The organism is Sphingomonas sp. PR090111-T3T-6A (genome assembly GCF_000383095.1).
In the GTDB taxonomy this organism is placed as follows: Bacteria; Pseudomonadota; Alphaproteobacteria; order Sphingomonadales; family Sphingomonadaceae; genus Solisphingomonas.
The window spans coordinates 101,278-127,316 of sequence record NZ_AORL01000013.1; the positions used below are offsets into that span (position 1 = coordinate 101,278).

Here is a 26,039-nt window from a genome sequence, read left to right on the forward strand (position 1 = left end):
AATCCCCTTCATTCTCAATCCTCTCTGAATGGCCGGATCTTATTTGAGGTCCGTTTCTTCACATATAAGTATGACATATATACTCTGGTGTCCAGCGCATTTGTCGCTATCGTGACGGGCGGTCGGAACAAGCGGCCCAAGGGCACGCAGAGGCGGGCATCGAAGAGAGGATGAGAAGCATGGGGCAGCGGCGTTGGCGGGGGAATATCGCGGTTGGCGGGGCGCTTTTGGGCGCCGTTTCGCTGGGGCTTCCGGCACAGGCGAAGGTGAGCGTCGATACGTCCGCGCGGCTGTTCCGGCTGGACGGCGGAAACAGCAGCTATGCCTTCGGCGTCACCAAGGACGGTCTTCTCAAGGCGCTCTACTGGGGGCCGCGCCTCGCCGATTCGGACCGGTTGGAGGCGAGGTCGCCGCATGAGCTTTCGAGCGTCGATCCCTCATCCTCGATCGACGCGCAGGAATATCCGGGCTGGGGCGGGGGGCTCTATACCGAGCCCGCGCTGAAGGTCGCTTATCCGGATGGCGTGCGCGATGTCGTGCTCCATTATGTCTCCGCGCGGGCGGAGGGCGATGCGATCCTCGTCGAGATGGCGGACATCGCGCGGCCGCTCCACGTCACGCTGCGCTACACCATCGACGAGGCGACGGGCATCGTCGGCCGCTCGGCGGTGATCCGCAATGCGGGCAAGGTGCCGGTCCGCATCGATCAGGCCTCGTCGGCGGCCTGGTCGCTGCCGGTGGGAGACGATTATCGCCTCCATTATCTCACCGGCCGCTGGGCGTCCGAATGGACGTTGCAGGAGCGGCCGGTGACGGCGGGCTCCACCGTCATCGAGAGCCGCCGGGGCTCGACCAGCCATCAGGCCAATCCGTGGTTCGCGATCGACCGTGCGGGCCTCTCCACCGAGGAGAACGGCCCCGTCTGGTTCGGCGCGCTGGCGTGGAGCGGATCGTGGCGGATCAGCGTGGACCGCGATCCGATCGGCGACGTGCGCGTGGTCGGCGGCTTCAACCCGTTCGACTTCGCCTATCGCCTGAAGCCCGGCGCATCGCTGGAGACGCCGGTGTTCTACGCGGGCTATTCGGATCATGGCATGGGCGGCGCCTCGCGCCTCATGCACCGCTTCCAGATCGCCAAGATCCTGCCCGAGGGGCCGACGCCGAAGCTCCGCCCCGTGCTCTACAATAGCTGGGAGGCGACCGAGTTCGCCGTCGACGAGAAGGGCCAGATGGCGCTCGCCGAGAAGGCCGCGAAGATCGGCGTCGAGCGCTTCGTGATGGACGACGGCTGGTTCGGCGCGCGCAACAGCGATCATGCGGGGCTCGGCGACTGGACGGTCAATCGCACCAAATTCCCCAACGGGTTGAAGCCGCTGATCGACAAGGTTCATTCGCTCGGCATGGAGTTCGGCCTGTGGGTCGAGCCCGAGATGGTAAACCCGGACAGCGATCTCTATCGCAAGCATCCCGACTGGGTGATCTCGATGCCCGGCCGCCCGCGCACCGAGCAACGCAACCAGCTCGTGCTCAACCTCGCCCGGCAGGATGTGCGCGACTATGTGCTGAAGGCCGTAGACGATCTGGTCAGCCAGAACGACATCGCCTTCCTGAAGTGGGATCATAACCGCAACTGGTCCGAGCCCGGCTGGCCGGGCGTCGATCCGCAGGATCAGCAGCAGCTTTATGTCACTTATGTCCGCAACCTCTACGGCATCTTCGCGGAGCTGCGGAAACGGCATCCCAAGCTGGAGATCGAGAGCTGCTCGGGCGGCGGCGGCCGGGTCGATCTCGGCATCATGGGGCTGACCGACGAGGTCTGGCCGTCGGACAACACCGATCCCTATGACCGGCTGACCATCCAGGACGGCTTCACCCACGCCTATGCGCCGGCGGTGATGATGGCCTGGGTGACGGACAGCCCCAACTGGGTGAACAACCGCAGCACCTCGCTCAAATATCGCTTCCTGTCCTCGATGCAGGGCGGGCTCGGCATCGGCGCCAACCTCAACAAATGGGCGGATGGCGATTTCGCGGAGGCGGCCAAGCTGGTCGCAGCCTACAAGCAGGTGCGCCAGACGGTGCAGCAGGGCGATCTCTATCGCCTGATCGGCCCGGAGAACGGATCGGAGCGTTCGGCCACCTTCTCCGTTTCGCGCGACAAGCGGCAGGCGGTGCTGTTCGCCTTCCTCCATTCGAGCACCAAGATCGACGTGCTGCCCAGGATCCATGTCGCGGGGCTGGACCCCGAGCGGCGCTACCGCGTCCGCCCGATCGACGCGGCGGCTTCGGCGGACGATCCCGTCCAGAGCGGCGCCTACTGGATGAGCGCGGGCATCGACGTGCCGATGAAGGGCGATTTCCAGGCCGAAGGGAGGGTCTTCGAGGCGGTCGACTGAGGCCCGGCGCCGGGCTTCAAATCCGGCGGACTTTTCTCCATCATGCGCCCTCCCTCTTGGATGGAGTGGCGCATGAGGAGTGTCCGGGGCCGGGGCCTTGTTCTGGCGGTCACGCTGGGCTCGCTGATCCTCGCCGGTTGCGTCCATCGCAAGCATACGCCGCCGTCGCGCGTCTATTATCGCGGGCCGGCGAGCGATCATTTCGACGGCCAGCGCTTCTTCAATCCCGATGGCGATTCCGGCACGGGCGGCACGCGCAACTATCACGCCTCCGATTTCGTCCGCATCGCCACGGGGCGTACGCACAAGCCCTTTTGGCCCAAGGTGTCCGTGCATCAGACGGTGCCGCCGAGACGCGTCGAGGGCATGGCGATGCGCGTCACCTGGGTCGGTCACGCGACGACGCTGCTCCAGACGCAGGGGCTCAACATCCTGATGGACCCGGTGTGGGCGTGGCGGGATTCGCCGGTGCAGCTCGTCGGGCCCAAGCGTGTGAGCAGGCCCGGTGTGCGGCTCAGCGACCTGCCGCCGATCGACCTGATCCTCATCAGCCACAATCATTACGACCATCTCGACATGCACGCGCTCGGCTATCTGGCGCGGCGCGACCATCCGACGATCCTGACCGGCCTCGGCAACGACAGGCTGATCGCGGAGCATCATATCGAGGCCAAGGCCGGCGACTGGGGCGCGAGCTTCCCCATCCGCCCCGGCATCACGGTGACGCTCACCCGCGCGCACCACTGGAGCGCGCGCTGGATCGACGACATGGACCGCGCGCTGTGGGTCGGCTTCCGCATCGGGCTGCCGGGCGGCGACGTCTATTATGCCGGCGACAGCGGGCCGGGCGACATGCGCTGGGCGGCCGAGGCGAAGGGCGCGGCGCCGATCCGCTTCGCGCTGCTGCCGATCGCGCCCTATCACATGACCGGCAGCCAGACCGGCAACCACATCATGCCCGAGCAGGCGGTGACCGTCTTCCGGCAGCTCGGCGCCGCTTATGCGCTGGGCGTTCACTGGGGGACGTTCGAGCTGGGCACCGAGCCGATCAACGATCCGCCCAAACGGCTGGGCGAGACGCTCGCCGCCGAACGCATCGACCCCGCCCGCTTCCGCACGCTCGATGCCGGACAGGATTGGCTGATCCCCGAATTGTAGGGGTCGCGCCAACGTATATGTCTATATTGTATGGATCGTCTACAGACGATGAGTGAGAAATTCGCCCTGATTCCGTGATTTTGTAGGGCGATTGCAATCGGCGTCTGGTCCTGATGTCGGGATTGCATCCAGACAATTATTGCAAATGTATGCTTGCATGGATAACGGCCCATGCAAAGGGCATCGCCCTCCCGTCGATTCGGCTTGTGGCGGCCCGGAGATGGGGGCGGCCATGTCGAATGCATCGAAGGATTGCCGTGGTGACATTCAAGACATCAGCCCGCGCGCGTCATGCGTGGCGCAAGCTGGCGCCGCTCGCCCTGCTGGCGCTGGGTGGCTGCAATTTCGAGCTGTTCAATCCGCAGGGCGCGATCGGCGAGCAGGAGAAGTCGCTGATCCTGATCGCGACCGGGCTGATGCTGCTGGTCGTGATCCCGGTGATCATCCTGACTTTGGTCTTCGCGTGGCACTATCGCGCGTCCAACACCCGCGCGAACTATCAGCCGAAATGGCATCACTCGACGGCGATCGAGTTGGTGGTCTGGTCGATTCCGTGCATGATCGTCGCCTTCCTCGGCGTGCTGATCTGGCGGACGTCCCACACGCTCGATCCCTATAAGCCGCTGGAATCCAGGGCCACGCCGATCAAGGTCGAGGTGGTGGCGCTCGATTGGAAGTGGCTGTTCATCTATCCCGATTACGGCGTCGCCTCGGTCAACCGGCTGGCGATCCCGGCGGGCCATCCGATCGATTTCAAGCTCACCTCGCAATCGATGATGAACAGCTTCTTCATCCCGGAGCTGGGCAGCCAGATCTACGCCATGGCGGGGATGCAGACGCAGCTCCACCTGATCGCCAACCGTCCGGGCACCTATCGCGGCCTGTCTTCTGCGTTCAGCGGCCCCGGCTTCTCGGACATGCATTTCGACACGATCGCCACCGATGAGCGCGGCTTCCAGCAATGGGTGAGCCAGGCCTCCGCTTCGCCGCTGACGCTCGACAAGACGACCTACACCACGCTCGCCAAGCCGAGCGAGAAGGACCCGGTCCGCATCTACGGCCGCGTCTCGCCGGGGCTCTTCGACGGGATCGTCAACCAGTACATGGCCGCCCCGAACCACGGGACGATGCCGATGAAGACCATGGCCATGCGCCACGACGCCACGGCCTCGGAGTAAAGATCACATGCTCGGAAAACTCACGCTCGATGCGGTCCCGTGGCACGAGCCCATCATCATGGGCACGGGCGCGGTGGTCGCGCTCGGTGGGCTGGCGGTGCTGGCCGCGCTCACATATTTCCGCCTGTGGGGGCCGCTGTGGCGGGACTGGATCACGTCGGTCGATCATAAGAAGATCGGCGTGATGTACATCGTCCTCGCGATCGTGATGCTGCTGCGCGGCTTTGCGGACGCGATCATGATGCGCCTGCAACAGGCCTTCGCCGCCAACGACGCTGCCGGCTTCCTGCCGCCGCATCATTACGACCAGATCTTCACGGCGCACGGCGTCATCATGATCTTCTTCGTGGCGACGCCGCTGATCCTCGGGCTGATGAACGTGATCGTGCCGCTCCAGATCGGCGCGCGCGACGTGGCCTTCCCCTTCGTCAACTCGCTGAGCTTCTGGCTCTCCGCGTTCGGGGCGGTGCTGGTGATGGCGTCGATGTGGATCGGCGACTTCGCGGCGACCGGCTGGGTGGCCTATCCGCCGCTCTCCGAGCTGGGATACAGCCCGACCACGGGTGTCGATTATTATATCTGGTCGCTCCAGATATCGGGCCTCGGCACGACGCTGACCGGCATCAACTTCATCGTGACGATCCTCAGGATGCGGACGCCCGGCATGAAGCTGATGCAGATGCCGGTGTTCACCTGGACGGCGCTCATCACCAACATCCTGATCGTCGGCGTCTTCCCGGTGCTGACCGCCACGCTCGCGCTGCTGACGGCGGACCGTTATCTCGGCATGCATTTCTTCACCAACGAGCTTGGTGGGAATGCGATGATGTACATCAACCTCATCTGGGTCTGGGGCCACCCGGAGGTGTATATCCTGATCCTGCCGGCGTTCGGCGCCTTCTCGGAGATCGTCGCCACCTTCTCGGGCAAGCCGCTGTTCGGCTACAAGTCGATGGTCTATGCCACTTCGTCGATCGGCGTGCTGAGCTTCTTCGTGTGGCTGCACCACTTCTTCACGATGGGATCGGGTGCGAACGTCAACGCCTTCTTCGGCATCATGACGAGCATCATCTCGATCCCGACCGGCGTGAAGCTGTTCAACTGGCTGTTCACGATGTTCCGCGGCCGCATCCGCTATCACAGCTCGGTGCTGTGGACGATCGGCTTCATGGTCACCTTTGCCGTGGGTGGCATGACCGGCGTGCTGCTGGCGGTGCCGGGCGCGGACTTCGTGCTGCACAACTCGCTGTTCCTCGTCGCCCACTTCCACAACGTCATCATCGGCGGCGTGGTGTTCGGCTGCCTCGCGGGCATCAGCTTCTGGTTCCCCAAGGTGTTCGGCTTCACCCTCAACGAGTTCTGGGGGAAGGTGTCCTTCTGGTGCTGGCTCGTCGGCTACTGGCTGGCGTTCACGCCGCTCTATCTGCTCGGCTTCAAGGGCATGACGCGGCGCATGAACCATTATGACCATGCCGACTGGCATCCCTATCTGATCGTCGCGCTGATCGGCGCGGTCATCATCGGGATGGGCATCCTGTCGCTGCTGATCCAGTTCGCCGTCAGCATCCGCGACCGCGAGCAGAATCGCGACCTGACGGGCGATCCGTGGGATGCGCGCAGCCTCGAATGGGGGACGGCCTCGCCCGCGCCCTTCTACAACTTCGCGGTGCTGCCCAAGATCAGCTCGGTCGAGCAGCATTGGGCGGACAAGGAGAGCGGCCGCAACCTCATCCAGCCGACCCATTATGAGGACATCCACATGCCGAAGAACACCGGCACGGGCTTCATCATCTCGGTGTTCGGCTTCGTGCTGTGCTTCGCGATGGTGTGGCACATGTGGGCGATCGCCGGGATCAGCCTGCTGGGCGTGATCGGCACCTTCCTGTTCCGCGCCTATGACCGCGATGTCGATTACTGGGTGCCCGCCGCCCAGGTCGAGGCGATCGAGCGCGCGCGCTACGCCCTCCTGAAGAAGGCCGCCTGACATGAGCAGCCCGGTAACCACCATCGACGCGGGCCATGGCGATCACGGCCATGGCCATGACGCCGGGGGCAACACCGTCCTCGGCTTCTGGATCTACCTGATGAGTGATTGCCTCATCTTCGCGATCCTGTTCGCCACCTTCGGCGTGCTGGCGTCCAGCTATGCCGGCGGCCCGACTGGCCAGGAGTTGTTCGACCTGCCCTATGTGGCCGGCGAGACGCTGATCCTGCTGGTCAGCAGCTTCACCTTCGGCGTGGCGATGCTGAACGTGGCGGCGCGCAAGACGGAGAATGTCATCAGTTGGCTGCTGGTGACCTTCCTGCTCGGCACCGGCTTCATCTGGATGGAGCTGCGCGAGTTCACCCACCTGATCGCGGAGCACGCCGGGCCGGATCGCAGCGCCTTCCTGTCCGCCTATTTCACGCTGGTCGGCACGCATGGACTGCACGTCACGATGGGCCTTCTGTGGCTGGTGACGATGATGCATCAGGTCGCGCGTTACGGGTTGGACGGCATCGTCCGCCGTCGCCTCGCCTGCCTCAGCCTGTTCTGGCACTTCCTCGATCTGGTGTGGATCTGCGTCTTCACCTTCGTCTATCTGCGCGGGGTATTGTGATGTCGAACGCCCATACTCACGGCCATGCGGACGAGGGCGCGCATGGCAGCCTGACCTCCTACACCATCGGCTTCCTGCTCTCGCTGGTGCTGACCGGTTTGTCCTTCGGGGCGGTGATGAGCGGGGCGGTGCCTCATGCGATGATCCTGCCCACCATCGTGGGCCTCGCGGTGGTGCAGCTTCTGGTGCAGCTCGTGCTGTTCCTGCATCTCGGCAGCGCGCCTTCGCAGCGCAGCAACAGCGTGATCTTCCTGCTCACCGCCGCGCTGATCGCGATCCTCGTCGCGGGCTCGCTGTGGGTCATGCACAATGCGAACGAGAACATGATGCCGATGCAGATGTCCGCCGAGCACGCCATGGCGCGGGAGTGACGCCCCGGACTTTGCGTGCCTCAGAATGGCGTGTTAGCCAGATTCCCATGCTGAAAAGCCCTGTGAGATAACGGCCATGTCATCCTGGCAACCGAGGCTCGTCGAGAATGCCCGGATGAAATATCTGGGCATCGTGGAGGCGCTGGAGGCGGACCTGCGCTCCGGGCGCGTGGCGCAGGGCGATCGCCTGCCCTCGCAACGCGCCATCGCCGAGGCGCTGAAGGTCGATCTCACCACCGTCACCCGAGCGTTCAACGAGGCGCGCCGGCGCGGGCTGGTTGACGCGCATGCCGGGCGCGGCACCTTCATCCGCGAGGATCTGGAGCAGGAGCCGGGCCGCTTCTTCGATGGCGCCCCCCGGCTCGATCTCAGCATGAACATCCCGCCCCAGCCGGTCGCGGCCCGGCTCGGCGCCTGCATCCCGGAGGGGATCGCCCAGCTCCTGTCGAGCCCGCGCGGGATGCTGCATCTCCATTATCAGGAAAGCACCGGAGCCGAGGCGGATCGCATGATGGCGGCCTCCTGGCTCAAGGCGCGGATGGAGGCGATGCCCGCCGGCCGCATCCTCGTGACCGGCGGCGCGCAGAGCGCGCTGTTCGCCCTGTGCGAGACGCTGTTCCGTGCCGGCGACCGCATTGCGGCGGGCGCGCTCACCTATCCGGGGCTCAAGGCGATCGCGGCGCAGACCGGGCTGATCCTGACGCCGCTCGCGATGGACGCGGAGGGAATCATCCCCGATGCCTTCGAGGAGGCCTGCCGCGCCACGCCACCGCACGCGCTCTACGTCATCCCCGCGATCGACAACCCCACCACCGCGACCATGCCGGAGGAGCGGCGGCGGCGGCTCGTCGCCATCGCGCGGCGCTTCGGGGTGGCGATCATCGAGGACGATCCCTATTCGCCGCTGCTCGACCAGCAGATCCCGTCCTTCGCGGATATCGCGGGGGACATCACCTGGCATGTCGCGACGCTGTCCAAATGCGCGACGCCGGCGCTGCGCATCGCCTATGTCGTGGCGCCGGGCGGCGCGCAGGCGCTCAGGCTGGCGGGCGTACTGCGCGCGACCAACCTGATGGCTTCGCCGCTGATGGCGGCGCTCGCCTCGCAATGGATCGCCGACGACCGGCTGCGCGCGATCACCGCCGCCATCCGCTCCGAGAACCGCGAGCGGCAGAGGCTCGCCGCCGCCATCCTCGCCGGGCAGGACATGGCGGCCGATCCGCGCGGCCACCATCTCTGGCTGCGCCTGCCCGCGCACTGGCAGGCGGCGGACTTCGCCGAACATGCCGACCGGCTGGGCGTCGGGATCGTGCCCAGCACGGCCTTCTCGGTGGGCCCGCCGCCGGTCGAGGCGGTGCGCGTCTCGCTCGGCGTCGCGCCGGACAGGGCCGCGCTGGAGGATGCGCTGACGGTGCTCTCCGGCCTGCTCGCCCAGCCCTCGCTCGGGGTGCGTGCGGTCGTCTAGCGCAGGTCCGGCATCAGCTCGGCGATCAGCTCGAAGGAGCGGAGCCGGGCGGCATGATCGTAGACATCCGATACGATGGTGAACTCGTCCGCGCCGGTTTCGAAGGCCAGCATCTCCAGCCCCTGACGCACTGTCTCCTTCGAGCCGACGATCGAGCGCGAGAGCATCCGCATCGCCTGCGCCTTCTCGATCGGGGACCAATAGGCCTCGATATCGTCGATCGGCGGCTGGCTCAGCCCGCGCGCGCCGCGGAAGAGATTGGCGAAGGACATCTTCTGCGTGGTGGCGAGGCGCTGGGCCTCCTCATCCGTGTCGGCGGCGATGACGTTGACGCCGACCGCCGCATAGGGCTTCGCGAGCTGCTTCGAGGGGCGGAACGTGTCGCGATAGATGCGCAGCGCGTCGTTCAGCATGTCCGGCGCGAAGTGCGAGGCGAAGCCGTAGGGCAACCCCAGATGCGCCGCGAGCTGCGCGCCGAACGTGCTGGAGCCGAGGATCCACAGTGGCACCTCGGTGCCCGCGCCGGGCGTCGCGCGGATGGTCTGGCCCTCCTCCGGTGGGGCGAGGAAGGCCTGAAGCTCCAGCACGTCCTGCGGGAAATGGTCGGCCGTGGTGGGCGAGCGGCGCAGCGCGCGCAGTGTCGCCTGATCCGTCCCCGGCGCGCGGCCGAGGCCGAGATCGATGCGGCCGGGGAAGAGGCTCGCCAGCGTGCCGAACTGCTCGGCGATGATCAGCGGTGCATGGTTGGGCAGCATGATCCCGCCCGAGCCGACGCGGATCGTCTTCGTCCCCGCCGCGATATGCTGGATCGTGAGCGCGGTGGCGGAACTGGCGATGCCGGGCATGTTGTGATGCTCGGCCACCCAGAAGCGGGTATAGCCCCACTGCTCGGCATGGGCGGCGAGATCGCGCGCCCGGTCGAGGGCTTCGCGCACGCCCCAATCCTGCCCGACGCGGACGAGATCGAGGATCGAAAACTGGGGCATCACCACGCTCCTGAAAGGCCGCCGGAACGAGCGTCCGGCGTGATATGGCCTCTCATGTAGGAAGGCGGATCGCGGCCGGTAGGGCTCAGCGCAGCTTCAGCGTCATGCTCGGCTGCCGCCCGATGCCGCGGACCTCCACCCGGTCGGCGAAGAAATCGAGGCGGGCATATGCCGTCTCGGGCGTGTCGAGCATCGCCTTGAGGTTGAGATAGTGGATGCCGTTGCGCACGCCGTAATTGCCCTCATGATTATGGCCGTCGAGCCAGATCTTCACCGAAGCGTGCCGGTCGAGCAGGGCGCGCACCTCGGCCGCGTTCCACAGATTGTGCGGGTTTTCCGGCCAGAGCGGGAAATGGCTGAACAGCATCACCTTCAGCCCGCGCCGGTCGGCTTCGGTGAGCTTCTGGTCGATCCAGCGCATCTGCGTCTCGTCGATGCCGCCGTCCCACAGCGGCGCGTCGGGATAGAGGCGGCTGTGCGCGTCCATGCTGTGGGCCAGCTCGGCGCTGCCCGCCGGCCAGCCATAGCTGGAGAGCCCGTTGCCGTCGGTGACGAGGAACATCCAGCCATGCTGCTCGAAGCTGTAGTAGCGCGCCGGCATCCCGAGCCGACCCGGCACCTGCGGCTTGTGCGCGTCGTCCACCGCGAAGTCGTGGTTGCCGAGCACGAAATGCCACGGATGGCGCAGCTTCCGCGTGATCGGCATCAGCGTGTCGAAGCTTGCCCAGTCGCGGTCGATGAAGTCGCCGAGGTGGACCACGAAAGAGAGCTTCTGCCGGTTGAAGTCCGCCACCGCCGCGTCGAGCTTGCCGGGCGCGGTGTCGTAGAGGCGGGGCGGGGCGTTGGGCTCGGCGGCGAACTGGCAGTCGGCGATCGCGCCGATGCTGAAGGCGGGTTTCGCCTCCTTCGCGAACGCGCCCGTGGCGAGCGTGGCGGCGGCGAGGGCGGCGATCAGCAGGGGGCGGAGGCGCATGGCATGTCCCGTCTTCGGTGTGGCAGGCGCGCCCGATGGCAGCGAAGTCGCGCCGCCGCCAGCCTCGCTGTCACGGGAGTTTCATGGAGCGGCCCTAGGTGCCCCGAATAATCGGCCAGAGAATCGATCCAGGGGGACGCTTCGCCATGATCAGGATGGCTGGCCGGCGGCCCGGCATGTGCCCGGCGGTGTCGGCATGAATGAGTATAGCTCTGTGGCGGCCGGCCGTTCGCTGGCGGTCGATGCCGCGCTGCACCCGGCGCTCCAGCGCTTCATCGAGGGCCGGCTGCGCGATCGTTCCGACAGCGAGGACATCGTGCAGGAAACCTTCCTGCGCCTCTATGACTACAGCCGGACGCGGACGGTGGCCGATGTCGGCGCCTTCTGCTTCGCGGTGGCGCGCAACCTGATCCGCGACCATGTCCGCCGCCGTCGCGCCGCGCCGCTGACCGAGGAGCCGACCGAGGCGATTGCCTGTCCGGCGCCGCGCGCCGACGAGATCCTCGCCTATCGCGAGCGGGTGGATGTGCTGCGGCAGGCGCTGCGCACGATGCCGCCGCTGCGTCGCGAGGTGTTCCTGCGCCGCCGCCTCGACGAGCAGGACAGCGCCACCGTCGCCGAGGCGCTCGGCATCGGGCGCTCGGCGGTGGAGAAGCATGTCTCGCGCGCGGTCGCCGATCTGCGCCGCGCGCTGGAGAAGCGCGGCCTCGCGCTGGGGGACGGGCGATGAGCGCGCGTCCCGCCACGCCGCGCGATGCGGCGGCCAAGGCGCTGCTGTCCGACCCGGCGCTGACAGAGGCGCTGGCCGATCCGATGGGTTTCGAGCGCCTGTCCGATGCGGATGTCCACGCCATGCGGGCGCGGCGGCGGCAGCGGATCGGCATGGCGGGCACGCTCGCGCTGGTCTTCGCGGTTGGCGGGGCGAGCTGGTGGGGGCTCCGGCCCGGCCCGGCGCCGATCCGCACCGAGCATTTCGCCACCGCGCGCGGCGAACATGCCACGGTCGAGCTGGCCGATGGATCGACGCTCACGCTCGACGGCGCGACTCGCGTCGACGTCACCCTCGCGCCCGACAAACGAACCGTCGCGCTGACGGCGGGCGAGGCCTATTTCGACGTTGCCCATGATCCGTCCCGGCCCTTCACGGTCGAGGCCGGGGGATCGAGCGCCCGCGTGCTCGGCACCGCCTTCGATCTCGACCTGACGCGCGGCCGTGTCGATCTGGCCGTCTATCGCGGCGCGGTGCGCTTCGGTCGGGCCTCGGACGATCCGTCCTCGCAGGTGGTCCGCGCGGGCTGGCGCTCCCGCTTCAGCGAGGGCGCAGCCTCGTCGCCCCGCCGCTTCGACGTGATGCGCGAGGGCTGGCGACAGGGCTGGCTCGATACCGACGGGATGCGCCTCGGCGATGTGGTGGAGGCGCTCAACCGGCAGGGCGGGCCGGTGGTGCTGCCCCCGCCCGCGTCGCTGGCCGACGTGTCCATCGCCGGCCGCTTCCGGCTCGATGACCCGGCCATGCTGCTCGATGCGATCGGCGACGCCTATGGCTTCCGGGTGGAGCGCGAGGCGCAGGGGCTGCGCCTCGAACCGCGCTCCTGACCGTAACGAAACTGACGTAAAAGCGACTGAAAAATCGCACAAAATTCTTTTGTCCGGGTTTCGGGGAGGCGTCCGTCTTCCGCTCGGGGCCGCTGAACGGCGGTCGAGCGGAGGACAGACCAATGCAACGCTTCAAGGGACTTTCGATGAGCAGCCTCGCGCTGGCGCTGGCGGTGGGCGGCATCGCCACGCCGGTGGCCGCGCAGGCGGCGGGCGGTGATCTCGGCCAGCCGGCGAATTTCAGCATCGCGCCGGGCGATCTGCGCAGCGGCCTCTCGGCCTATTCGCAGGCGACGGGCGTGCAGGTGGTGGTGCCGCCTTCGGCCGTCGAGGGGCGCCGCACGGCGGGCGTCAACGGCCAGCACAGCGCGCGCGAGGCGCTCTCGCTCCTGCTCGCGGGCACGGGGCTGACGCCGCATGTCTCGGGCAACATCGTGGTGCTCAAGCCGGGCCCTATGCCGCGCCGCGCGTCGGCCGAGCGCGTGGCGGCCACTGACACGGCGATCGAAACCGGCATCGAGCAGGGCAATGGCGATGCGCCGGCGACCCCTGACGAGATCATCGTGTCCGGCTATCGCGCCAGCCTCAAGATCGCGCAGGATTACAAGCGCATGGCGGTCGGCTCCGAGGACGATATCGTCGCGCAGGACATCGCGGCCTTCCCCGATCTCAACCTCGCGGAATCGCTCCAGCGCGTGCCCGGCGTCACCATCAGTCGTGACTCGGGCGAAGGCCGCCAGATCACGCTGCGCGGCCTCGGGCCGGACTTCACGCGGACTCAGCTCAACGGCATGGAAGTGCTCGGCAATACCGCGTCTGGCATGGACAATCGCGGCGCGGTGAGCCGCTCGCGCTCGTTCGACTTCAGCCTGTTCGCGTCCGAGCTGTTCAACCGCGTGTCGGTGCAGAAGTCCTACTCGGCCAATCAGGACGAGGGCGGCATCGCCGGCACCGTGCAGCTCACCACCGCCAAGCCCTTCGACTATGCGGGCGCCAAGTTCGTCGTCTCCGCCAAGGGCCAGACCAACACCAACACCAGCGGCGTGACCCCGCGCGTGGTGGCGCTCGCGTCCGATCGCTGGGGCGATTTCGGCGCGCTCGTCTCGGTCGCCTATTCGGAGATCAAGAGCAACGAATATGGCTATCGCAACTGGGGCTGGGGCCAGGTGAAGTACAACCCGGCCAACATCGGACCGGGCATCGACGCCGACACCGCCTCCAAGCTGGAATCGGGCACCATCTTCGCCCCGCAGGCGGAATCGCCCTCGACCTGGTGGACCGACCGCAAGCGCCTGGGCGTCACCAGCGCGCTGCAATATCATGGCGACAGCCTGAAGGTGGACCTCGACCTGCTCTACGGGCGGATGCAGGACCATCGCGACGACTGGGCGATCGCCGCCGCTGGCACCAACGCGCTGACCGGCAGCCCGGTTGGCGGGACGCAGGTGATCCAGTCCGCCACGATCGTCGGCAACACGCTGGAGCAGGCGAGCTACACCGGCATCGACCAGCGCTCCGAGCACCATATCGTCAAGAACCACACCGATTTCTATCAGGGCGCGCTGACCAGCAGCTGGCAGGCGACCGACCGGCTGAAGTTCAGCGCGCTGGGCGGCTATGAGCAGTCCGACTTCCGCCAGCCGGTGTTCGACAAGGTGTTCCTGGAATCGCAGAACCACGCGTTCAGCTTCGACAACCAGCCGACCATTCCGACCAACACCTACGGCTTCGACGTCGCCGATCCGTCGCAGTGGCAGCTCATGCGTCTCGACACGCAGGAGAACGCCATCACCAACAAATATGCCAACGGCAAGCTGGCCGCGAACTACAAGGTGAGCGATACCTCGAACTTCGAGGTCGGCGGCGAGTACAAGCACTTCACCAACAGCGGCTATCAGTACAACAACAAGGTCTTCCACAACGTCCCGACCGATACGACCATCCCGGATTCGCTGAAGCAGGTGATCGATAAGGACTCGCTGCTTCCCTATATCGGTGGCGACATCGACGGCATCTATTCGCTGATCGGCGATCCGCGGGATCTCAACGCCACCTATCTTCAGGCGGGTTCGGACTATCGCGTCGACGAGAAGACCTGGAGCGGCTACGCCCAATATGATCTCGACACCTGGCTGTTCGGCATGGAAGTCCGCGCCAATGCCGGCGTGCGCTATTTCGATACCGCGCTGGTGTCGTCGGGCCATCTGACCGCGCCGGTGAACGGCGTCACCACGCTGGTGCCGGTGTCGATCACCACGCACAGCCATGGCTGGCTGCCCGCCGCCAACGTGGCGGTGAACATCCAGAAGAACCTGATCGGCCGCCTCAGCGTCAGCCGCAACGTGAACCGTCCGGCGCTGGGCGATCTCGCGGCGGCGGGCTCGATCACCACGCGCCCGAACGGCGGCTCGGTGAGCTTCGGCAACCCCTTCCTCAAGCCCTATAAGGCGACCTCGGTGGAAGGCTCGCTCGAATATTACATGGGCACCAAGGGCTTCGCGTCGCTGGGCTTCTTCTACAAGCACATGGACAGCTTCACGACGCCGACGACGACGCAGCTTCCCTACAGCGAGACCGGCCTGCCGCTGTCGCTGCTCATTCCGGGCGAGGATGCCAACACGATCTTCGACGTCAGCCGCCCGATCAACGGGCCGGGCGCGGACATCAAGGGTGTCGAGGCTTCGTTCCAGCATGACTTCGACTTCCTGCCGGGTGCGCTCAAGCATCTCGGCATCAACGTGAACGGCACCTATTTCGACGGTCACCAGTCCGCGATCATCAGCGGCGCCACGGTGCGCATCCCGCTGTTCAACCTGTCCAAGTGGGCGGCCAACGCCACCCTCTATTACGACACGGACCGCTGGGGCGCCCGCATCTCGACGGCCTATCGCAGCCATTACCTGACCAGCGGCGGCGGCGGCGGCAATGTCGGCGACGGCATCCGCGCGACCAACAACGTCGACGCGCAGGCGCACTTCAACATCAACCCGCGCTTGAAGCTGGTGGTCGAGGGCATCAACCTCACCAATCAGGCGATCGAGCAGTTCACCGACCTGAAGGCCGACCGCACCGAGGTCTACACGACCAGCGGCCGCACCTTCACCTTCGGCGTCACCGCCGAATTCTGACCGGCCGGACGGGCCGCCTTCCGGCAGGGCGGTCCGTCAGGCTATGGCGCGGCGATGGAACCGCTCTCCCGCCGCGCCATCTTCGCCCAGGCATGGCCGATCATCCTCGGCCAGGCGCTGGTGCCCCTCGTCGGCATCGTCGACGCGACCGTGATCGGCCGCACCGGCGATGCCGGCGCACTGGCGGGCGTGGCGCTGGGCGTCACCGTCATCAACCTCGTCTTCTGGACCTTCGGCTTCCTGCGCATGGGCGTTACGGGGCTGACCGCGCAGGCCAGGGGCGCCGGCGACAGGCGCGAGGTGCCCGCCACGCTGCTGCGCGGGCTGGTGCTGGGCGTGGCGATCGGGGCGCTGCTGCTGGCCTGCTCCGGGCTGATCGTGCCTTTCGCGCTCGACGTGATGAGCGTGCCGCCGCAGGCCGAGGGCGCGGCCCATGCCTTCACAACCGCGCGCTTCTTCGGGGCGCCGGGTGCGCTCGGCTTCTATGTCATCAACGGATGGCTGCTCGGCATGGGGCGGACGCGGCTGGCGCTCGGCTGCCAGCTCCTGATGAACGGGCTCAACATCGCGCTGGACCTGTTGTTCGTGAGTGGCTTCCATATGGGCGCGCTGGGTGTCGGCATCGGCACCGCTCTCGCGGAGTGGAGTGCGCTCGGTGTCGGGCTGGTCGCGGTGCATCGCGTGCTGGGCGCGGGCTGGTGGCGGATGCTGAGCGGGGAGGGGCTGTTCGCCTTCGCGTCGATGCGGCGGCTGATCGCAGTCAATCTCGACATCATGATCCGCACGCTGGCGCTGCTGATCCTCTTCACATGGTTCGCGCGGGCAGGGGCGCGGCTGGGCGCTGTGCCGCTCGCCGCCAACCATGTGCTGATGCAGTTCGTCAGCGTCAGCGCCTTCGTGCTCGACGGCTTCGCCTTTACCGCTGAGGCGCGGGTCGGCGCGGCGGTGGGGGCGGGCTCGCGGGCAGCGTTCCTGCGCGCGGTGCGGCTGACGGGGGAGTTTTCGCTGGCGGGCGGACTCCTCTTCACGCTGCTGATCGCATTCGGTGGGAACGTGCTGATCGACCTCGTCACCCGCGATCCGGCGGTGCGCGTGCAGGCAATGGCCATGCTGCCCTGGTGCGCGCTGATCCCGCTGCTCGGCGCGCCGAGCTGGCTGCTCGACGGCATCTTCATCGGCGCGACGCGTGGCCGGGTGCTGCGCAACGCGGCGGTGGCGGTGACCGCCGCTTATCTCGCCACCGATGCGGCGCTGAGGGGCTTCGGCGATGTGGGCGTCTGGGCCGCCCTGCTCGCCAGCTATGTCTATCGCGCATTGTCGCTCGGACTATGCCTGCCGGGCCTCTTCCGGCGGGTGGAGCGGGCGGAGCCATCTTTTGTCCTATGATTGCCGATCACGCTATTGCGAATAACTATCATTAATGTATAGCGCGCCCCGACGATCACACACAGGTGTCTAGGGGTACTCGATTCATGTTCATGTCCGTCCGCCGGTCCGGCCTGCTTGCCGGCATCGCCGCCTCCGCCTTGCTGGCCGGGGCCGCGCACGCTGCCGAGGGTGGATCGAATGCCGAGGAGATCGTGGTCACCGGCGATCGCCCGCTGACGGAAGCCCTGTCGGGCACCAAGAGCAACACGCCCCTCATCGAAACCCCGCAGTCGATCAGCGTGATCGACGCCTCCGAGATCGCCGGTCTCGGCCTCCAGAACCTCAACCAGGCGCTGCGCTTCGTTTCGGGCGTGACCCCGGAGACGCGCGGTTCCTCGGCGGAGGTCTACGATCAGTTCAAGCTGCGCGGCTTCGACGCGCCGGTCTATCTCGACGGCCTCAAGCAGTTCGGCAGCCCGAGCGGCTATGTCGCCCCGCAGGTCGATGTGTCGCGGCTGGAGCGGATCGAAGTGGTGAAGGGCCCGGCCTCCGCGCTTTACGGCGCGTCGAGCCCCGGCGGCTTCGTCGCGGAGGAGAGCAAGCTGCCGATCGCGCGCGATTTCTACGGCGCGGCGTCCGCCACCTACGGCAATGACGATCTCTACCGCATCGACGCCGATGTTGGCGGCCGGCTCGGCCAGAAGGTGCTGTGGCGCCTCTATGGCAGCGCCAACGGCGCGCACGACCAGCAGACCTACGGCAAGCGCCGCCGCCAGACGGTGTCGGGCGCGGTCACGGTGGGCGATGGCACGCCGACCACGCTGACGGTGCTGGCGGCCTATTCGCACGATCCGTCCAACGGCGATTACGGCGTGTTCCCGGCGCTGGGCACGCTGGTCGACAATCCGAACGGGCGCATCTCCACCCGCTTCTACGGCGGCGAGCCGGGCGACTATTTCAGCCGCAAGCAGGCGGGCATCACCTATATCCTGCGCCATGATTTCAGCGGCGGCTGGACGTTCCGCTCCTCGGGCCGCTACCAATATGTGAAGAGCGACCTCGGCATCGTCTACACCAGCGGCGCGCCCGTCGATGTGACCGATCCGGCGCCGACGCTCTATTCCCGCGCCTCCTATGCGACGCACGAGCAGCTCAACAACTGGACCTATGACAACCAGCTCAGCGGCCGGTTCGACACCGGCCCACTCCACCACTCGCTGCTGATCGGCGTGGACCGGCAGGTGGCGCATTCGGCCGAGCTGTACGCCTTCGGCACCGCGACGCCGATCGACGTGTTCAATCCGGTCTATGGCACGATGCCGACGCCGGCCAATCCCTATGAGGTGCCGGGCTATGGCCCGCCCTTCGACACGGGCCTGGCGGAAGCGCAATTCACCGATGTCCACCAGCGCCAGCAGGGCGTCTATGCGCAGGATCAGATCGCGGTGGGCGACCTGCGCGTGACGCTGAGCGGCCGGCAGGACTGGACGCGCCAGACCGACGGCACCCAGGTGCAGCACAACAAGAAGTTCACCTGGCGCGCGGCCGCCCTCTATAAGATGCGGTGGGGCATCGCGCCCTATGTCAGCTACTCGACCTCGTTCGAGCCGCAGGCGAGCGTGCTGTCCGACGGGACGCTGGCCAAGCCCTCGCTCGGCAAGCAGATCGAGGCCGGCGCCAAATATCAGGTGCCGGGCACCGACATCCTGCTCACCGGCGCGTGGTTCGACATCCACCAGACCAACGTGGCCGTGCCGGACAACAGCTTCAGCTACCATCAGGCCGGGCGCGTGCGCTCGCGCGGCGTGGAGCTGGAGGCGAGCGGGTCGCTGCCCTACGGCTTCAACGCGAAGATCGCCTTCAGCCGACAGAGCGTGAAGGTGCTGGACGATGTCGTGCCCGAGCATATCGGCCAGCCGCTCGACTCGACCGGGCGCGGCGGCATCTCCGCCAATCTGGAATGGGCGCCCAAGTCCGGCCCGGCCGAGGGCTTCGCGGTCGGCGGTGCGGTGCGCCATGTCGACAGCGTCTATGCGGACTATTACACCTTCACGGATGGCACCACGCGCCCGCTCCGCACCCCGTCCTACACGGTGTTCGACGCGCTGATGCGGCTTGATCTGTCCAAGGTCAGCCCGCGCCTGAAGGGCCTGGAACTGGGCCTGAACGCCACCAACATCTTCGACAAGAAGTATCTCACGAGCTGCCTCGCCCAATATTCGTGGTGCTGGTACGGCCAGCGCCGCACGGTGCAGGGCACGATCGGCTACCGCTGGTGACGAAGGCGCGCGCCCTGCCGGTGCGCACCCGCCTCGGCGTCGCGGCGCGGGTCGCGGCGGCGCTGGCGGGGGGGTATGCGGTGGCGGCACTCGTCGCCATCGCGCTCGGCGTGGCGCTGCCGGTCGCGCGCGAGGAGGCGGGGACGGCCGGAGCGCTGGCGGGGATGCTGGCGCTGCCGGTGGCGGCCATGGGCTGCTTCTGGGCACGCAGTGCTCTTCGGGCGTGGGCGGGCATCCTGATCGCGGCGGCGCTCTTCGGCGGGATCGCGCTGCTGGCGGGGTGGCGGCCGTGAAGCCGGGCTTCCGCCCTTCGATGACGTGGCTGCACGACTGGTCCGGCCTCGTGATCGGCTGGCTGCTGCTCGCCATCGCGCTGGCCGGGACGCTCGCCGTCTTCCGCCCCGAGATCGGGAGCTGGACGCGGCCTGAGGTGGCGCGCGTCGCCGTCGATCCGGTCGAGTCCACGCAGGCGGCGATCGGCTGGCTTTCCGTCCATGCCGCGAAGTCGCCGGCCTGGTATCTCCAGCCCGCCAACGATCGCGCCTCCACCACACAGGCGCTCTGGCTGGACGGCGGCGACTATGTGACGCGCGCGCTCGATCCGCGCACCGGCAGCCCGGCGGGCATCCGCGACACGCTGGGCGGCGAGTTCTTCTACCGCTTCCATTTCGAGTTGCAGCTTCCCTATCCGTGGGGGCGCATCCTGTCGGCCTCGGCGGCGATGCTGATGGTGCTGGCGATCATCACGGGGATCGTGGCCCACCGGCGCTTCTTCGCGGATTTCTTCACCTTCCGGCCGGGCAAGGGGCAGCGGAGCTGGCTCGACGCGCACAACCTGCTCGGTGTCGCGGCCTTGCCCTTCCATCTGCTGATCTCGTTCACTGGCGCGCTGACGCTGGCCAACCTGCTGATGCCGTGGGGCGCGATCGCGGGCTATCGGGGCGACGAAGCGGCGCTGCGACACGATCTCTATCCGGCCGAGGTGACGCGCGCGATGACGGGCCGGCCCACGCCGCTGGTGCCGATCGGGCCGCTGCTGCGGCAGGCGGAACGGCGCATCGGCGGGCCCATCGGCCTCATCTCGGTGCTCAATCCGGGCGACGCGTCGGCGGTGATCAGCCTCACCAGCGCCGATGACGACCGCCTCCAGATCGCCCACCATGTCATCAGCTTCGACGGGACGACCGGCCGCATCCTCGCCGAGCATGTCGAGCGGCGGCCGGTGCTGAGCGTGTTCAACGCCTTCTACGGCCTGCACACCGCGCGCTTCGCGGGCGCCTTGTCGCGCTGGCTCTATTTCATCTCGGGCTGGATGCTGACCGGGCTGATCGCCACCGGCCTGATCCTGTGGACTGCCAAGCGGCGCGAGCGGCGGCGAGGCTGGGGCTTCGTGCTGGTCGAGCGGCTCAATGTTGGCTTCGTGGGCGGCACCCCGGCGGCATTCGCGGCCTTCTTCCTCGCCAACCGGCTCCTGCCGGTCGCGATGGTGGGGCGGCAGATGGCGGAGGTCCATGCCGTGTTCTGGACATGGGGGGCGGTGCTGCTGTTCGGCGCGATCCGCCGGCCGGAGCGGGCGTGGAGCGAACTGCTGGGCCTTTCGGCCGCGGCCTGCGCGGCGATCCCGCTGGTCGACATCCTGTGCGGGACGGCGCGGGCCGACGGGCCGGGCCTCGGCGTCGGGCTGACCGCGCTGCTGCTGGCGGCGGGGCTGGGGATGGCCGCGCGTCGGGGTTGGCGCCCGAAGGTCCGCGCCGCGCGGCGTGAGCGGGCGACGGTGGCATGACCGGCGGGCTGCTGCTCATGCTGGCGGCGATCCTGCTGCTGGCGGTGGCGAGCCGCCGCGTGGCCGAGCGCTTCCGCCTCTCCGCGCGGCGGCGGCGGCGGGCGAAAGCGGCGGGTGCGGCGCTGCTGGCGCTCTCCTTCGCGGCGGTGATGATGGCGGGGGGCGGGTTGCTCGCCTTCATCGGCTGGGTGCTGGCCTTCGGGCTGCTGTCGCCCCTCGTCACGCTCGCTTTCACGGCGCACGCCACGCGGCGCTGATTGCCGTCCAGCGAGGCAATTCCTATGAAGCGGGGGTCATTCCTCCGCTCAACGGAACGCTGATGGATCGCATCGACGCGATGAAGGTCTTTGTCGCCACCCTCGACGAGGGGAGCCTCGCGGGCGCTGGACGCAGGCTTGGCAAGTCTCCGGCGGCGGTGAGCCGGGCGATCGCCTTCCTCGAAAACCATGTCGGCGCCGAGTTGCTCCACCGCACCACCCGCTCGCTCAAGCTCAGCGAGGCGGGGCAGCGCTACGCCGTCGCCTGCCGCCGGGTGCTGACCGATCTGGAGGAGGCGGATATCATCGCGGCGGGCGAGCGCTCCGCCCCGCGCGGGCTGCTCACCATCACCGCGCCGGTGGCGGCGGGCGAGACGGTGCTGCGCCCGATCGTCGACGCCTTCATGGACGAATATCCGGCGGTGAACGTCCGCCTCTATTTCCTCGATCGCCCCGCGAACCTGATCGACGAGGGCATCGATCTCGCGTTGCGCATCCAGAATCTGGTGGATTCCACGCTGGTGGCGATCCGAGTGGGGGAGGTGCGCCGCGTGGTGGCGGCGGCGCCGCGCTATCTGGAGCAGCATCCGCTGATCGAGGAGCCCGCCGACCTCGCCAAGCACCAGATCGTCGCCATGACGCATTTCGGGCTGGAGAGCTGGAGCTTCCCGCCGCTGCCGGGCTCGTCGGTGCCGCGCACGGTGCAGTTTGCGCCGCGCATCATCATCAACAGCATCCGGGGCGCGGTGGCGAGCGCGGTGGAGGGGCGCGGCGTGACGCGCATGTTCTCCTATCACATCGCCGATGAGCTGAGGGAGGGGAAGCTCCGCATCCTGCTCGCCGATGCCGAGGCGCCGGCGCTGCCCGTCCACCTGATCGCGCCGCACGGGCGGCTTCAGGTGCCCAAGGTCCGCGCCTTCGCCGATTTCGCGGTGCCCCGGCTCAAGGCGCATTTCGCGCGGCTGACAGCGGATGCGGCGGCGCGCTAGTCTGTCGGCTTTTATGATCGTTCGATAAAGTAGAACATATTGATCCATATCTTATCGTCGACGTAGGACGGTCGTGGGGTTAGAGGAGCGCCAAATGAGCAGGAGCTTCCCATGACCGTGCAAATCAACGTCGCCGTCGTATTCCACTCGGGCTATGGCCACACCGCGCGTCAGGCCGAGGCCGTGCATCGCGGCGCGGCGGGCGTCGAGGGTGTCACCGCGCATCTGATCCCCGTCGAGAGCGGCGATGCGCCGTGGGATCTGCTGGAAGAGGCGGACGCCATCATCTTCGGCACGCCGACCTACATGGGCGCCCAGTCCGCCCAGTTCAAAGCCTTCCAGGACGCCACCTCGAACGCGGTGTTCGCCAAGGGCGGCAAGTGGCGCGACAAGATCGCGGCCGGCTTCACCAACTCGGCTTCCCGCTCGGGCGACAAGAGCGCGGTTCTGAACAGCCTCGCCATCTTCGCCGCGCAGCACGGGATGCACTGGGTCAGCCTCGGCCTGCCGCCGGGCAACAATTCGTCGGCCGGCTCGGAAGAGGATCTGAACCGCCTCGGCTTCTTCATGGGCGCCGCCTCGCAGTCCAACGCCGATCAGGGGGCGGACGTGACCCCGCCCAACTCCGACCTGCGCACCGCCGAGCATCTCGGCCGCCGCGTCGCTACCGTCGCGCTCCAGTTCGCGCGGGGCCGTGTCCGCGAACTGGTCGACGCCTGATCGACCTTGCCGCGGCCGCCCGATAGAAGGGGCGGCCGCGAAGCATGAGGAAGACAGGAGATTGAGCGTGACCATCCGCCCCCGGCGCAGCGCGCTCTATCTGCCGGCCTCCAACCTGCGCGCGCTGGAGAAGGCGCGGACGCTGCCCTGCGATGTGGTGATCCTCGATCTGGAGGACGCCGTCGCCCCCGACACCAAGGAGCTGGCGCGCGCGCAGGCGGTCGAGGCGGTGCGGGCGGGTGGTTTCGGCCGGCGCGAGCTGGTGGTGCGTGTCAACGGGCTGGAGACGCCGTGGGGCGCCGATGATCTGCGCGCGCTGGCCGGCGTCGCGCCCGACGCGGTGCTGGTGCCCAAGGTTTCCGATGGCGGGGACATTGCGGGCTATCAGGCCCTCCTCGCCGACACGCCCGGTTCCGTGCGGCTGTGGGCGATGATCGAGACGACGCGCAGCCTCTTCCGCCTCGACGAGATCGCGCGGATGTCCGCCGACACGCGCCTGTCCGCCTTCGTGCTCGGCACCAACGATCTCGCCAAGGAGATGGGCGCGACGCTGACGACCGCGCGGCTGCCCTTCGTCGGCGCGCTCGGCCTCGCGGTGGCGGCGGCGCGGGCCTATGGGCTCGCCATCCTCGACGGCGTGTTCAACGAGCTGGAGGACGAGGCCGGCCTCGTCGAGCAATGCCGTCAGGGCGTCGAGTTCGGCTTCGACGGCAAGACGCTGATCCACCCCCGTCAGATCGAGCCGTGCAACGCCGCCTTCTCGCCGTCTGGCGAGGCGGTCCGCTGGGCGGAGACGATTCTCGCCGCGTTCGATCTGCCGGAGAATGCCGGCAAGGGCGCGATCCGCGTCGAGGGCCGGATGGTCGAGCGGCTGCATCTGGTCGCCGCCCGCCGGACGCTGGCGATCCGCGACGCCATCGCGGAATAGGGGTTTCCGCCACCTGTTGGCGCATTTCGCCGATGCACCGGGGCGTCGATCATCGCGAACGCCCCGGAATCCGGGCTTCGGGCGGTTTGGCACGGCCCCTGCAATGTTCTGTGCAAAGGGGAGCAGCCCGCTCCTCCACCGCATGGAGCCGACCGATGACCCACGACGAGACCGTCGCCGCCCGCAAGCAGGCCAGCCTGATCGGCGTTTGCAAGGCCGTCGGCGAGGGGCTGGGCTTCAACCCGGATTTCCTGCGCGTCGGGCTGGCGATCTCGCTGATCGTGAAGCCGGAATATACGCTGATCGTCTACGGCATCCTCGCCGTCACCGTACTGGCGAGCCGCCTGCTGGTCCGCGAGCCGCGCCGCGCCAAGGTCGTCCGCCAGCCGGAGCAGGCCGAGGTCGCCGCCGAACCGATGCGCGCCGCCGCCTGAGGCCTAGAGCAGCGCCTCGATCGCGGGGCGCAGCGTCTCCGGCCTGGCGTTGGGGGCGAAGCGGCGGATGACCTTGCCGCTGCGGTCGACGAGGAACTTGGTGAAGTTCCACTTGATCCGCTCGGTGCCGAACAGGCCACGCGCCTCGTGTTTCAGATAGCGATAGAGCGGGTGGGCGCCGTCGCCATTGACCTCGATCTTGGCGAACATCGGGAAGTCGACGTCGTAGGTGAGCTTGCAGAAGTTCGCGATCTCGGCGGCGTCGCCCGGCTCCTGCGCGCCGAACTGGTTGCAGGGAAAGCCCAGCACCGCGAGGCCCTTGGCGGCATAATCCTTATGCAGCGCCTCCAGCCCCTCATATTGCGGGGTGAAGCCGCATTTGCTGGCGGTGTTCACGATCAGCATCACCTGCCCGCGATAGTCGCCGAGCGAGCGGGGCTCGCCGGTGATGCCGTTCGCCGTGAAATCATAGATGCTGGTCATCGCCGCCCCCGAAACTGAAGGCTTCATCCATGTCGGGAGCGGCGGTGGCGGTAAACGCTCCTCGATCGAGTCCACCCGGCTGGGATAGAAGGCGAGATGGTCCTTGATGACCGCGACGGCGTCGTGCGGCGCCTCATAGGTCCAGATCGCGTCGACCGAACGATCCCCGCCGGCAGGGATGCTGAAATAGGAGGCCTCGCCCTTGTAGGGGCAATAGCTCGTCGTTGCCGAGCGTCCGAGCGCCGCCATGTCGACATCCGCGCGCGGAATATAATGCACCGGCGGATAGCTCGCCTCGCGCAAAGTGAGGGCATGGGTGCTGTCGGCGATGGTCCTGCCGGCGAGCGTCACGACGATGCGCGCGGCGGCGGGCTCGACGGTGATGGGGTGATCGGGGCCGGGTATCCTGACGGGCTTGCTGGACATGGGGCATCTCCGGTGAGGTTCGGGACCGAGATAGGGTGCGATCCCGAACCTGCCAGAGGAGGCCTCAGGGCTTGGCGAGCTGGCCGCGGATCTCGCCGCCGGGGTTCGCCTTGGTGTGGACGTTGAAATACCATTTGCCGGCCTGGAGATCGGCCATCTGCTCGGGCGTCAGCACCTCCTTGCCCTTGATCGGGCTGGCGAGGCTCTTGATCGCGATCACCGGGGGCGCGTTGACGCCCGCCGCGGCCGGGCCATGGAAATGGGCGGCGGATGCGGGGCCGGTCAGGCCCGAATAGGTGATGGTGTAGGTGAAGGCCCGCGTCGCGGTGTTCAGCTCGGCCTTGACGACGCCCTTGCCGCCGGTGGTGTTGGCCGGCACTTCCGACTTGCCGTCGAGCTGGGCGCTGTAGTGCACCGTCTCGGCCAACGCGGGCGCCGCGCCCGTCAGGCAGATCGCGCTGACGGCGGCGAGGGTCGCAAATCCAACTTTCATGTCGAATCCCCTGTTGCGCGCCGAAACG

At 67.6% G+C, this 26,039-nt stretch carries 23 protein-coding genes and 1 pseudogene; 19 read left to right on the plus strand and 5 right to left on the minus strand.

The features are described from left to right. Nucleotides 1-179: 179 nt before the first annotated feature. The 7 genes from ST3T6A_RS0106635 (at nucleotide 180) to ST3T6A_RS0106665 (ending at nucleotide 9,168) form a co-directional block, all read left to right on the plus strand. A complete protein-coding gene (locus tag ST3T6A_RS0106635) occupies nucleotides 180-2,396 on the plus strand; it encodes an alpha-galactosidase (RefSeq protein ID WP_019832126.1) in 2,217 nt (738 codons plus the stop codon). A gap of 72 nt (nucleotides 2,397-2,468) precedes the next feature. Then, nucleotides 2,469-3,554, plus strand: coding sequence for an MBL fold metallo-hydrolase (locus ST3T6A_RS19505; protein ID WP_019832127.1), 1,086 nt, complete (start codon nucleotides 2,469-2,471; stop codon nucleotides 3,552-3,554). Between the two features lie 260 nt (nucleotides 3,555-3,814). Beyond that, the gene (cyoA, locus tag ST3T6A_RS19510) at nucleotides 3,815-4,732 is read left to right on the plus strand and encodes a ubiquinol oxidase subunit II (protein WP_202804573.1); all 918 of its coding nucleotides are present in this window, start codon (nucleotides 3,815-3,817) and stop codon (nucleotides 4,730-4,732) included. Nucleotides 4,733-4,739: 7 nt separating this feature from the next. Further along, a complete protein-coding gene (gene cyoB / locus ST3T6A_RS0106650; protein ID WP_019832129.1) occupies nucleotides 4,740-6,716 on the plus strand; it encodes a cytochrome o ubiquinol oxidase subunit I in 1,977 nt (658 codons plus the stop codon). A gap of 1 nt (nucleotide 6,717) precedes the next feature. Further along, nucleotides 6,718-7,332 (plus strand): cytochrome o ubiquinol oxidase subunit III, encoded by a 615-nt coding sequence (cyoC, locus tag ST3T6A_RS0106655; protein WP_019832130.1) that lies wholly within the window; start codon nucleotides 6,718-6,720, stop codon nucleotides 7,330-7,332. After that, nucleotides 7,332-7,703 (plus strand): cytochrome o ubiquinol oxidase subunit IV, encoded by a 372-nt coding sequence (gene cyoD / locus ST3T6A_RS0106660; protein WP_019832131.1) that lies wholly within the window; start codon nucleotides 7,332-7,334, stop codon nucleotides 7,701-7,703. The genes cyoC and cyoD overlap by 1 nt, the downstream gene beginning before the upstream one ends. Before the next feature lie 76 nt (nucleotides 7,704-7,779). Continuing rightward, nucleotides 7,780-9,168: an aminotransferase-like domain-containing protein gene (locus ST3T6A_RS0106665; RefSeq protein ID WP_026359491.1), complete on the plus strand. Its 1,389-nt coding sequence runs from the start codon at nucleotides 7,780-7,782 to the stop codon at nucleotides 9,166-9,168. Here ST3T6A_RS0106665 and ST3T6A_RS0106670 read toward each other — a convergent pair. After that, complete coding sequence (locus ST3T6A_RS0106670; protein ID WP_019832133.1) at nucleotides 9,165-10,154, minus strand: LLM class flavin-dependent oxidoreductase; 990 nt, start codon at nucleotides 10,152-10,154, stop codon at nucleotides 9,165-9,167. The genes ST3T6A_RS0106665 and ST3T6A_RS0106670 overlap by 4 nt on opposite strands. Before the next feature lie 85 nt (nucleotides 10,155-10,239). After that, nucleotides 10,240-11,127 (minus strand): metallophosphoesterase, encoded by an 888-nt coding sequence (locus ST3T6A_RS0106675; RefSeq protein ID WP_019832134.1) that lies wholly within the window; start codon nucleotides 11,125-11,127, stop codon nucleotides 10,240-10,242. A 196-nt stretch (nucleotides 11,128-11,323) separates the two neighbouring features. On the opposite strand from ST3T6A_RS0106675, the gene ST3T6A_RS21680 reads away from it, so the two are divergent. The 12 genes from ST3T6A_RS21680 (at nucleotide 11,324) to ST3T6A_RS19520 (ending at nucleotide 24,609) form a co-directional block, all read left to right on the plus strand. After that, nucleotides 11,324-11,857: an RNA polymerase sigma factor gene (locus ST3T6A_RS21680; protein ID WP_026359493.1), complete on the plus strand. Its 534-nt coding sequence runs from the start codon at nucleotides 11,324-11,326 to the stop codon at nucleotides 11,855-11,857. Continuing rightward, on the plus strand, nucleotides 11,854-12,723 hold the full coding sequence (locus ST3T6A_RS19515; RefSeq protein WP_019832136.1) for a FecR family protein: 870 nt from the start codon (nucleotides 11,854-11,856) through the stop codon (nucleotides 12,721-12,723). Before ST3T6A_RS21680 ends, ST3T6A_RS19515 begins: the two co-directional genes overlap by 4 nt. A 146-nt stretch (nucleotides 12,724-12,869) precedes the next feature. Further along, nucleotides 12,870-15,851 carry a TonB-dependent receptor gene (locus tag ST3T6A_RS0106690; RefSeq protein WP_157602519.1) on the plus strand — a complete coding sequence of 994 codons (2,982 nt, stop codon included), beginning with the start codon at nucleotides 12,870-12,872 and terminating at the stop codon, nucleotides 15,849-15,851. A 54-nt stretch (nucleotides 15,852-15,905) separates the two neighbouring features. Continuing rightward, nucleotides 15,906-17,237, plus strand: coding sequence for an MATE family efflux transporter (locus ST3T6A_RS0106695; protein WP_019832138.1), 1,332 nt, complete (start codon nucleotides 15,906-15,908; stop codon nucleotides 17,235-17,237). Nucleotides 17,238-17,323: 86 nt separating this feature from the next. Then, the gene (locus tag ST3T6A_RS0106700; protein WP_019832139.1) at nucleotides 17,324-19,498 is read left to right on the plus strand and encodes a TonB-dependent siderophore receptor; all 2,175 of its coding nucleotides are present in this window, start codon (nucleotides 17,324-17,326) and stop codon (nucleotides 19,496-19,498) included. Further along, entirely contained in the window at nucleotides 19,495-19,791 is a 297-nt protein-coding gene (locus ST3T6A_RS0106705; protein WP_019832140.1) for a DUF3649 domain-containing protein, read from the plus strand. Before ST3T6A_RS0106700 ends, ST3T6A_RS0106705 begins: the two co-directional genes overlap by 4 nt. Nucleotides 19,792-19,811: 20 nt before the next feature. Continuing rightward, nucleotides 19,812-21,281: a PepSY-associated TM helix domain-containing protein gene (locus ST3T6A_RS0106710; RefSeq protein WP_051103404.1), complete on the plus strand. Its 1,470-nt coding sequence runs from the start codon at nucleotides 19,812-19,814 to the stop codon at nucleotides 21,279-21,281. Then, nucleotides 21,278-21,538 (plus strand): hypothetical protein, encoded by a 261-nt coding sequence (locus ST3T6A_RS0106715; protein ID WP_019832142.1) that lies wholly within the window; start codon nucleotides 21,278-21,280, stop codon nucleotides 21,536-21,538. The genes ST3T6A_RS0106710 and ST3T6A_RS0106715 overlap by 4 nt, the downstream gene beginning before the upstream one ends. Nucleotides 21,539-21,600: 62 nt before the next feature. Then, the gene (locus ST3T6A_RS0106720) at nucleotides 21,601-22,527 is read left to right on the plus strand and encodes a LysR family transcriptional regulator (RefSeq protein WP_019832143.1); all 927 of its coding nucleotides are present in this window, start codon (nucleotides 21,601-21,603) and stop codon (nucleotides 22,525-22,527) included. A gap of 111 nt (nucleotides 22,528-22,638) precedes the next feature. Next, a complete protein-coding gene (locus ST3T6A_RS0106725; protein ID WP_019832144.1) occupies nucleotides 22,639-23,247 on the plus strand; it encodes a flavodoxin family protein in 609 nt (202 codons plus the stop codon). 61 nt (nucleotides 23,248-23,308) lie between these two features. Next, nucleotides 23,309-24,175: an aldolase/citrate lyase family protein gene (locus ST3T6A_RS0106730; RefSeq protein ID WP_019832145.1), complete on the plus strand. Its 867-nt coding sequence runs from the start codon at nucleotides 23,309-23,311 to the stop codon at nucleotides 24,173-24,175. 155 nt (nucleotides 24,176-24,330) lie between these two features. Then, nucleotides 24,331-24,609, plus strand: a complete 279-nt coding sequence (locus ST3T6A_RS19520; RefSeq protein ID WP_019832146.1) for a PspC domain-containing protein — start codon at nucleotides 24,331-24,333, stop codon at nucleotides 24,607-24,609. A 3-nt stretch (nucleotides 24,610-24,612) separates the two neighbouring features. Here the strand turns inward: ST3T6A_RS19520 and ST3T6A_RS21845 are convergent, their stop codons facing one another. The 3 genes and pseudogenes from ST3T6A_RS21845 to ST3T6A_RS0106745 all read right to left on the minus strand — a co-directional run bounded on the left by ST3T6A_RS21845 (nucleotide 24,613) and on the right by ST3T6A_RS0106745 (nucleotide 26,011). Continuing rightward, complete coding sequence (locus tag ST3T6A_RS21845; protein ID WP_026359494.1) at nucleotides 24,613-25,092, minus strand: glutathione peroxidase; 480 nt, start codon at nucleotides 25,090-25,092, stop codon at nucleotides 24,613-24,615. Nucleotides 25,093-25,185: 93 nt separating this feature from the next. Continuing rightward, nucleotides 25,186-25,518, minus strand: a pseudogene (locus ST3T6A_RS21850) (DUF427 domain-containing protein); the annotation flags it as partial. Between the two features lie 64 nt (nucleotides 25,519-25,582). After that, a complete protein-coding gene (locus tag ST3T6A_RS0106745) occupies nucleotides 25,583-26,011 on the minus strand; it encodes a CHRD domain-containing protein (protein ID WP_019832148.1) in 429 nt (142 codons plus the stop codon). Nucleotides 26,012-26,039: the final 28 nt, after the last annotated feature.

What these genes read in the sequence shown, in the direction of transcription:
- ST3T6A_RS19515 (WP_019832136.1), top strand. Translation starts at nt 11,854, where the DNA reads ATGAGCGCGCGTCCCGCCACGCCGCGCGATGCGGCGGCCAAGGCGCTG.
- ST3T6A_RS21845 (WP_026359494.1), bottom strand. Translation starts at nt 25,092, where the DNA reads ATGACCAGCATCTATGATTTCACGGCGAACGGCATCACCGGCGAGCCC.
- ST3T6A_RS0106675 (WP_019832134.1), bottom strand. Translation starts at nt 11,127, where the DNA reads ATGCGCCTCCGCCCCCTGCTGATCGCCGCCCTCGCCGCCGCCACGCTC.
- ST3T6A_RS0106700 (WP_019832139.1), top strand. Translation starts at nt 17,324, where the DNA reads ATGTTCATGTCCGTCCGCCGGTCCGGCCTGCTTGCCGGCATCGCCGCC.
- ST3T6A_RS21680 (WP_026359493.1), top strand. Translation starts at nt 11,324, where the DNA reads ATGAATGAGTATAGCTCTGTGGCGGCCGGCCGTTCGCTGGCGGTCGAT.
- ST3T6A_RS0106670 (WP_019832133.1), bottom strand. Translation starts at nt 10,154, where the DNA reads ATGCCCCAGTTTTCGATCCTCGATCTCGTCCGCGTCGGGCAGGATTGG.
- ST3T6A_RS0106695 (WP_019832138.1), top strand. Translation starts at nt 15,906, where the DNA reads ATGGAACCGCTCTCCCGCCGCGCCATCTTCGCCCAGGCATGGCCGATC.
- ST3T6A_RS0106635 (WP_019832126.1), top strand. Translation starts at nt 180, where the DNA reads ATGGGGCAGCGGCGTTGGCGGGGGAATATCGCGGTTGGCGGGGCGCTT.
- ST3T6A_RS0106745 (WP_019832148.1), bottom strand. Translation starts at nt 26,011, where the DNA reads ATGAAAGTTGGATTTGCGACCCTCGCCGCCGTCAGCGCGATCTGCCTG.
- ST3T6A_RS0106725 (WP_019832144.1), top strand. Translation starts at nt 22,639, where the DNA reads ATGACCGTGCAAATCAACGTCGCCGTCGTATTCCACTCGGGCTATGGC.
- ST3T6A_RS19520 (WP_019832146.1), top strand. Translation starts at nt 24,331, where the DNA reads ATGACCCACGACGAGACCGTCGCCGCCCGCAAGCAGGCCAGCCTGATC.
- ST3T6A_RS0106690 (WP_157602519.1), top strand. Translation starts at nt 12,870, where the DNA reads ATGAGCAGCCTCGCGCTGGCGCTGGCGGTGGGCGGCATCGCCACGCCG.
- ST3T6A_RS0106710 (WP_051103404.1), top strand. Translation starts at nt 19,812, where the DNA reads ATGACGTGGCTGCACGACTGGTCCGGCCTCGTGATCGGCTGGCTGCTG.
- ST3T6A_RS0106715 (WP_019832142.1), top strand. Translation starts at nt 21,278, where the DNA reads ATGACCGGCGGGCTGCTGCTCATGCTGGCGGCGATCCTGCTGCTGGCG.
- ST3T6A_RS19505 (WP_019832127.1), top strand. Translation starts at nt 2,469, where the DNA reads ATGAGGAGTGTCCGGGGCCGGGGCCTTGTTCTGGCGGTCACGCTGGGC.
- cyoB (WP_019832129.1), top strand. Translation starts at nt 4,740, where the DNA reads ATGCTCGGAAAACTCACGCTCGATGCGGTCCCGTGGCACGAGCCCATC.
- ST3T6A_RS0106665 (WP_026359491.1), top strand. Translation starts at nt 7,780, where the DNA reads ATGTCATCCTGGCAACCGAGGCTCGTCGAGAATGCCCGGATGAAATAT.
- cyoD (WP_019832131.1), top strand. Translation starts at nt 7,332, where the DNA reads ATGTCGAACGCCCATACTCACGGCCATGCGGACGAGGGCGCGCATGGC.
- cyoC (WP_019832130.1), top strand. Translation starts at nt 6,718, where the DNA reads ATGAGCAGCCCGGTAACCACCATCGACGCGGGCCATGGCGATCACGGC.
- ST3T6A_RS0106720 (WP_019832143.1), top strand. Translation starts at nt 21,601, where the DNA reads ATGGATCGCATCGACGCGATGAAGGTCTTTGTCGCCACCCTCGACGAG.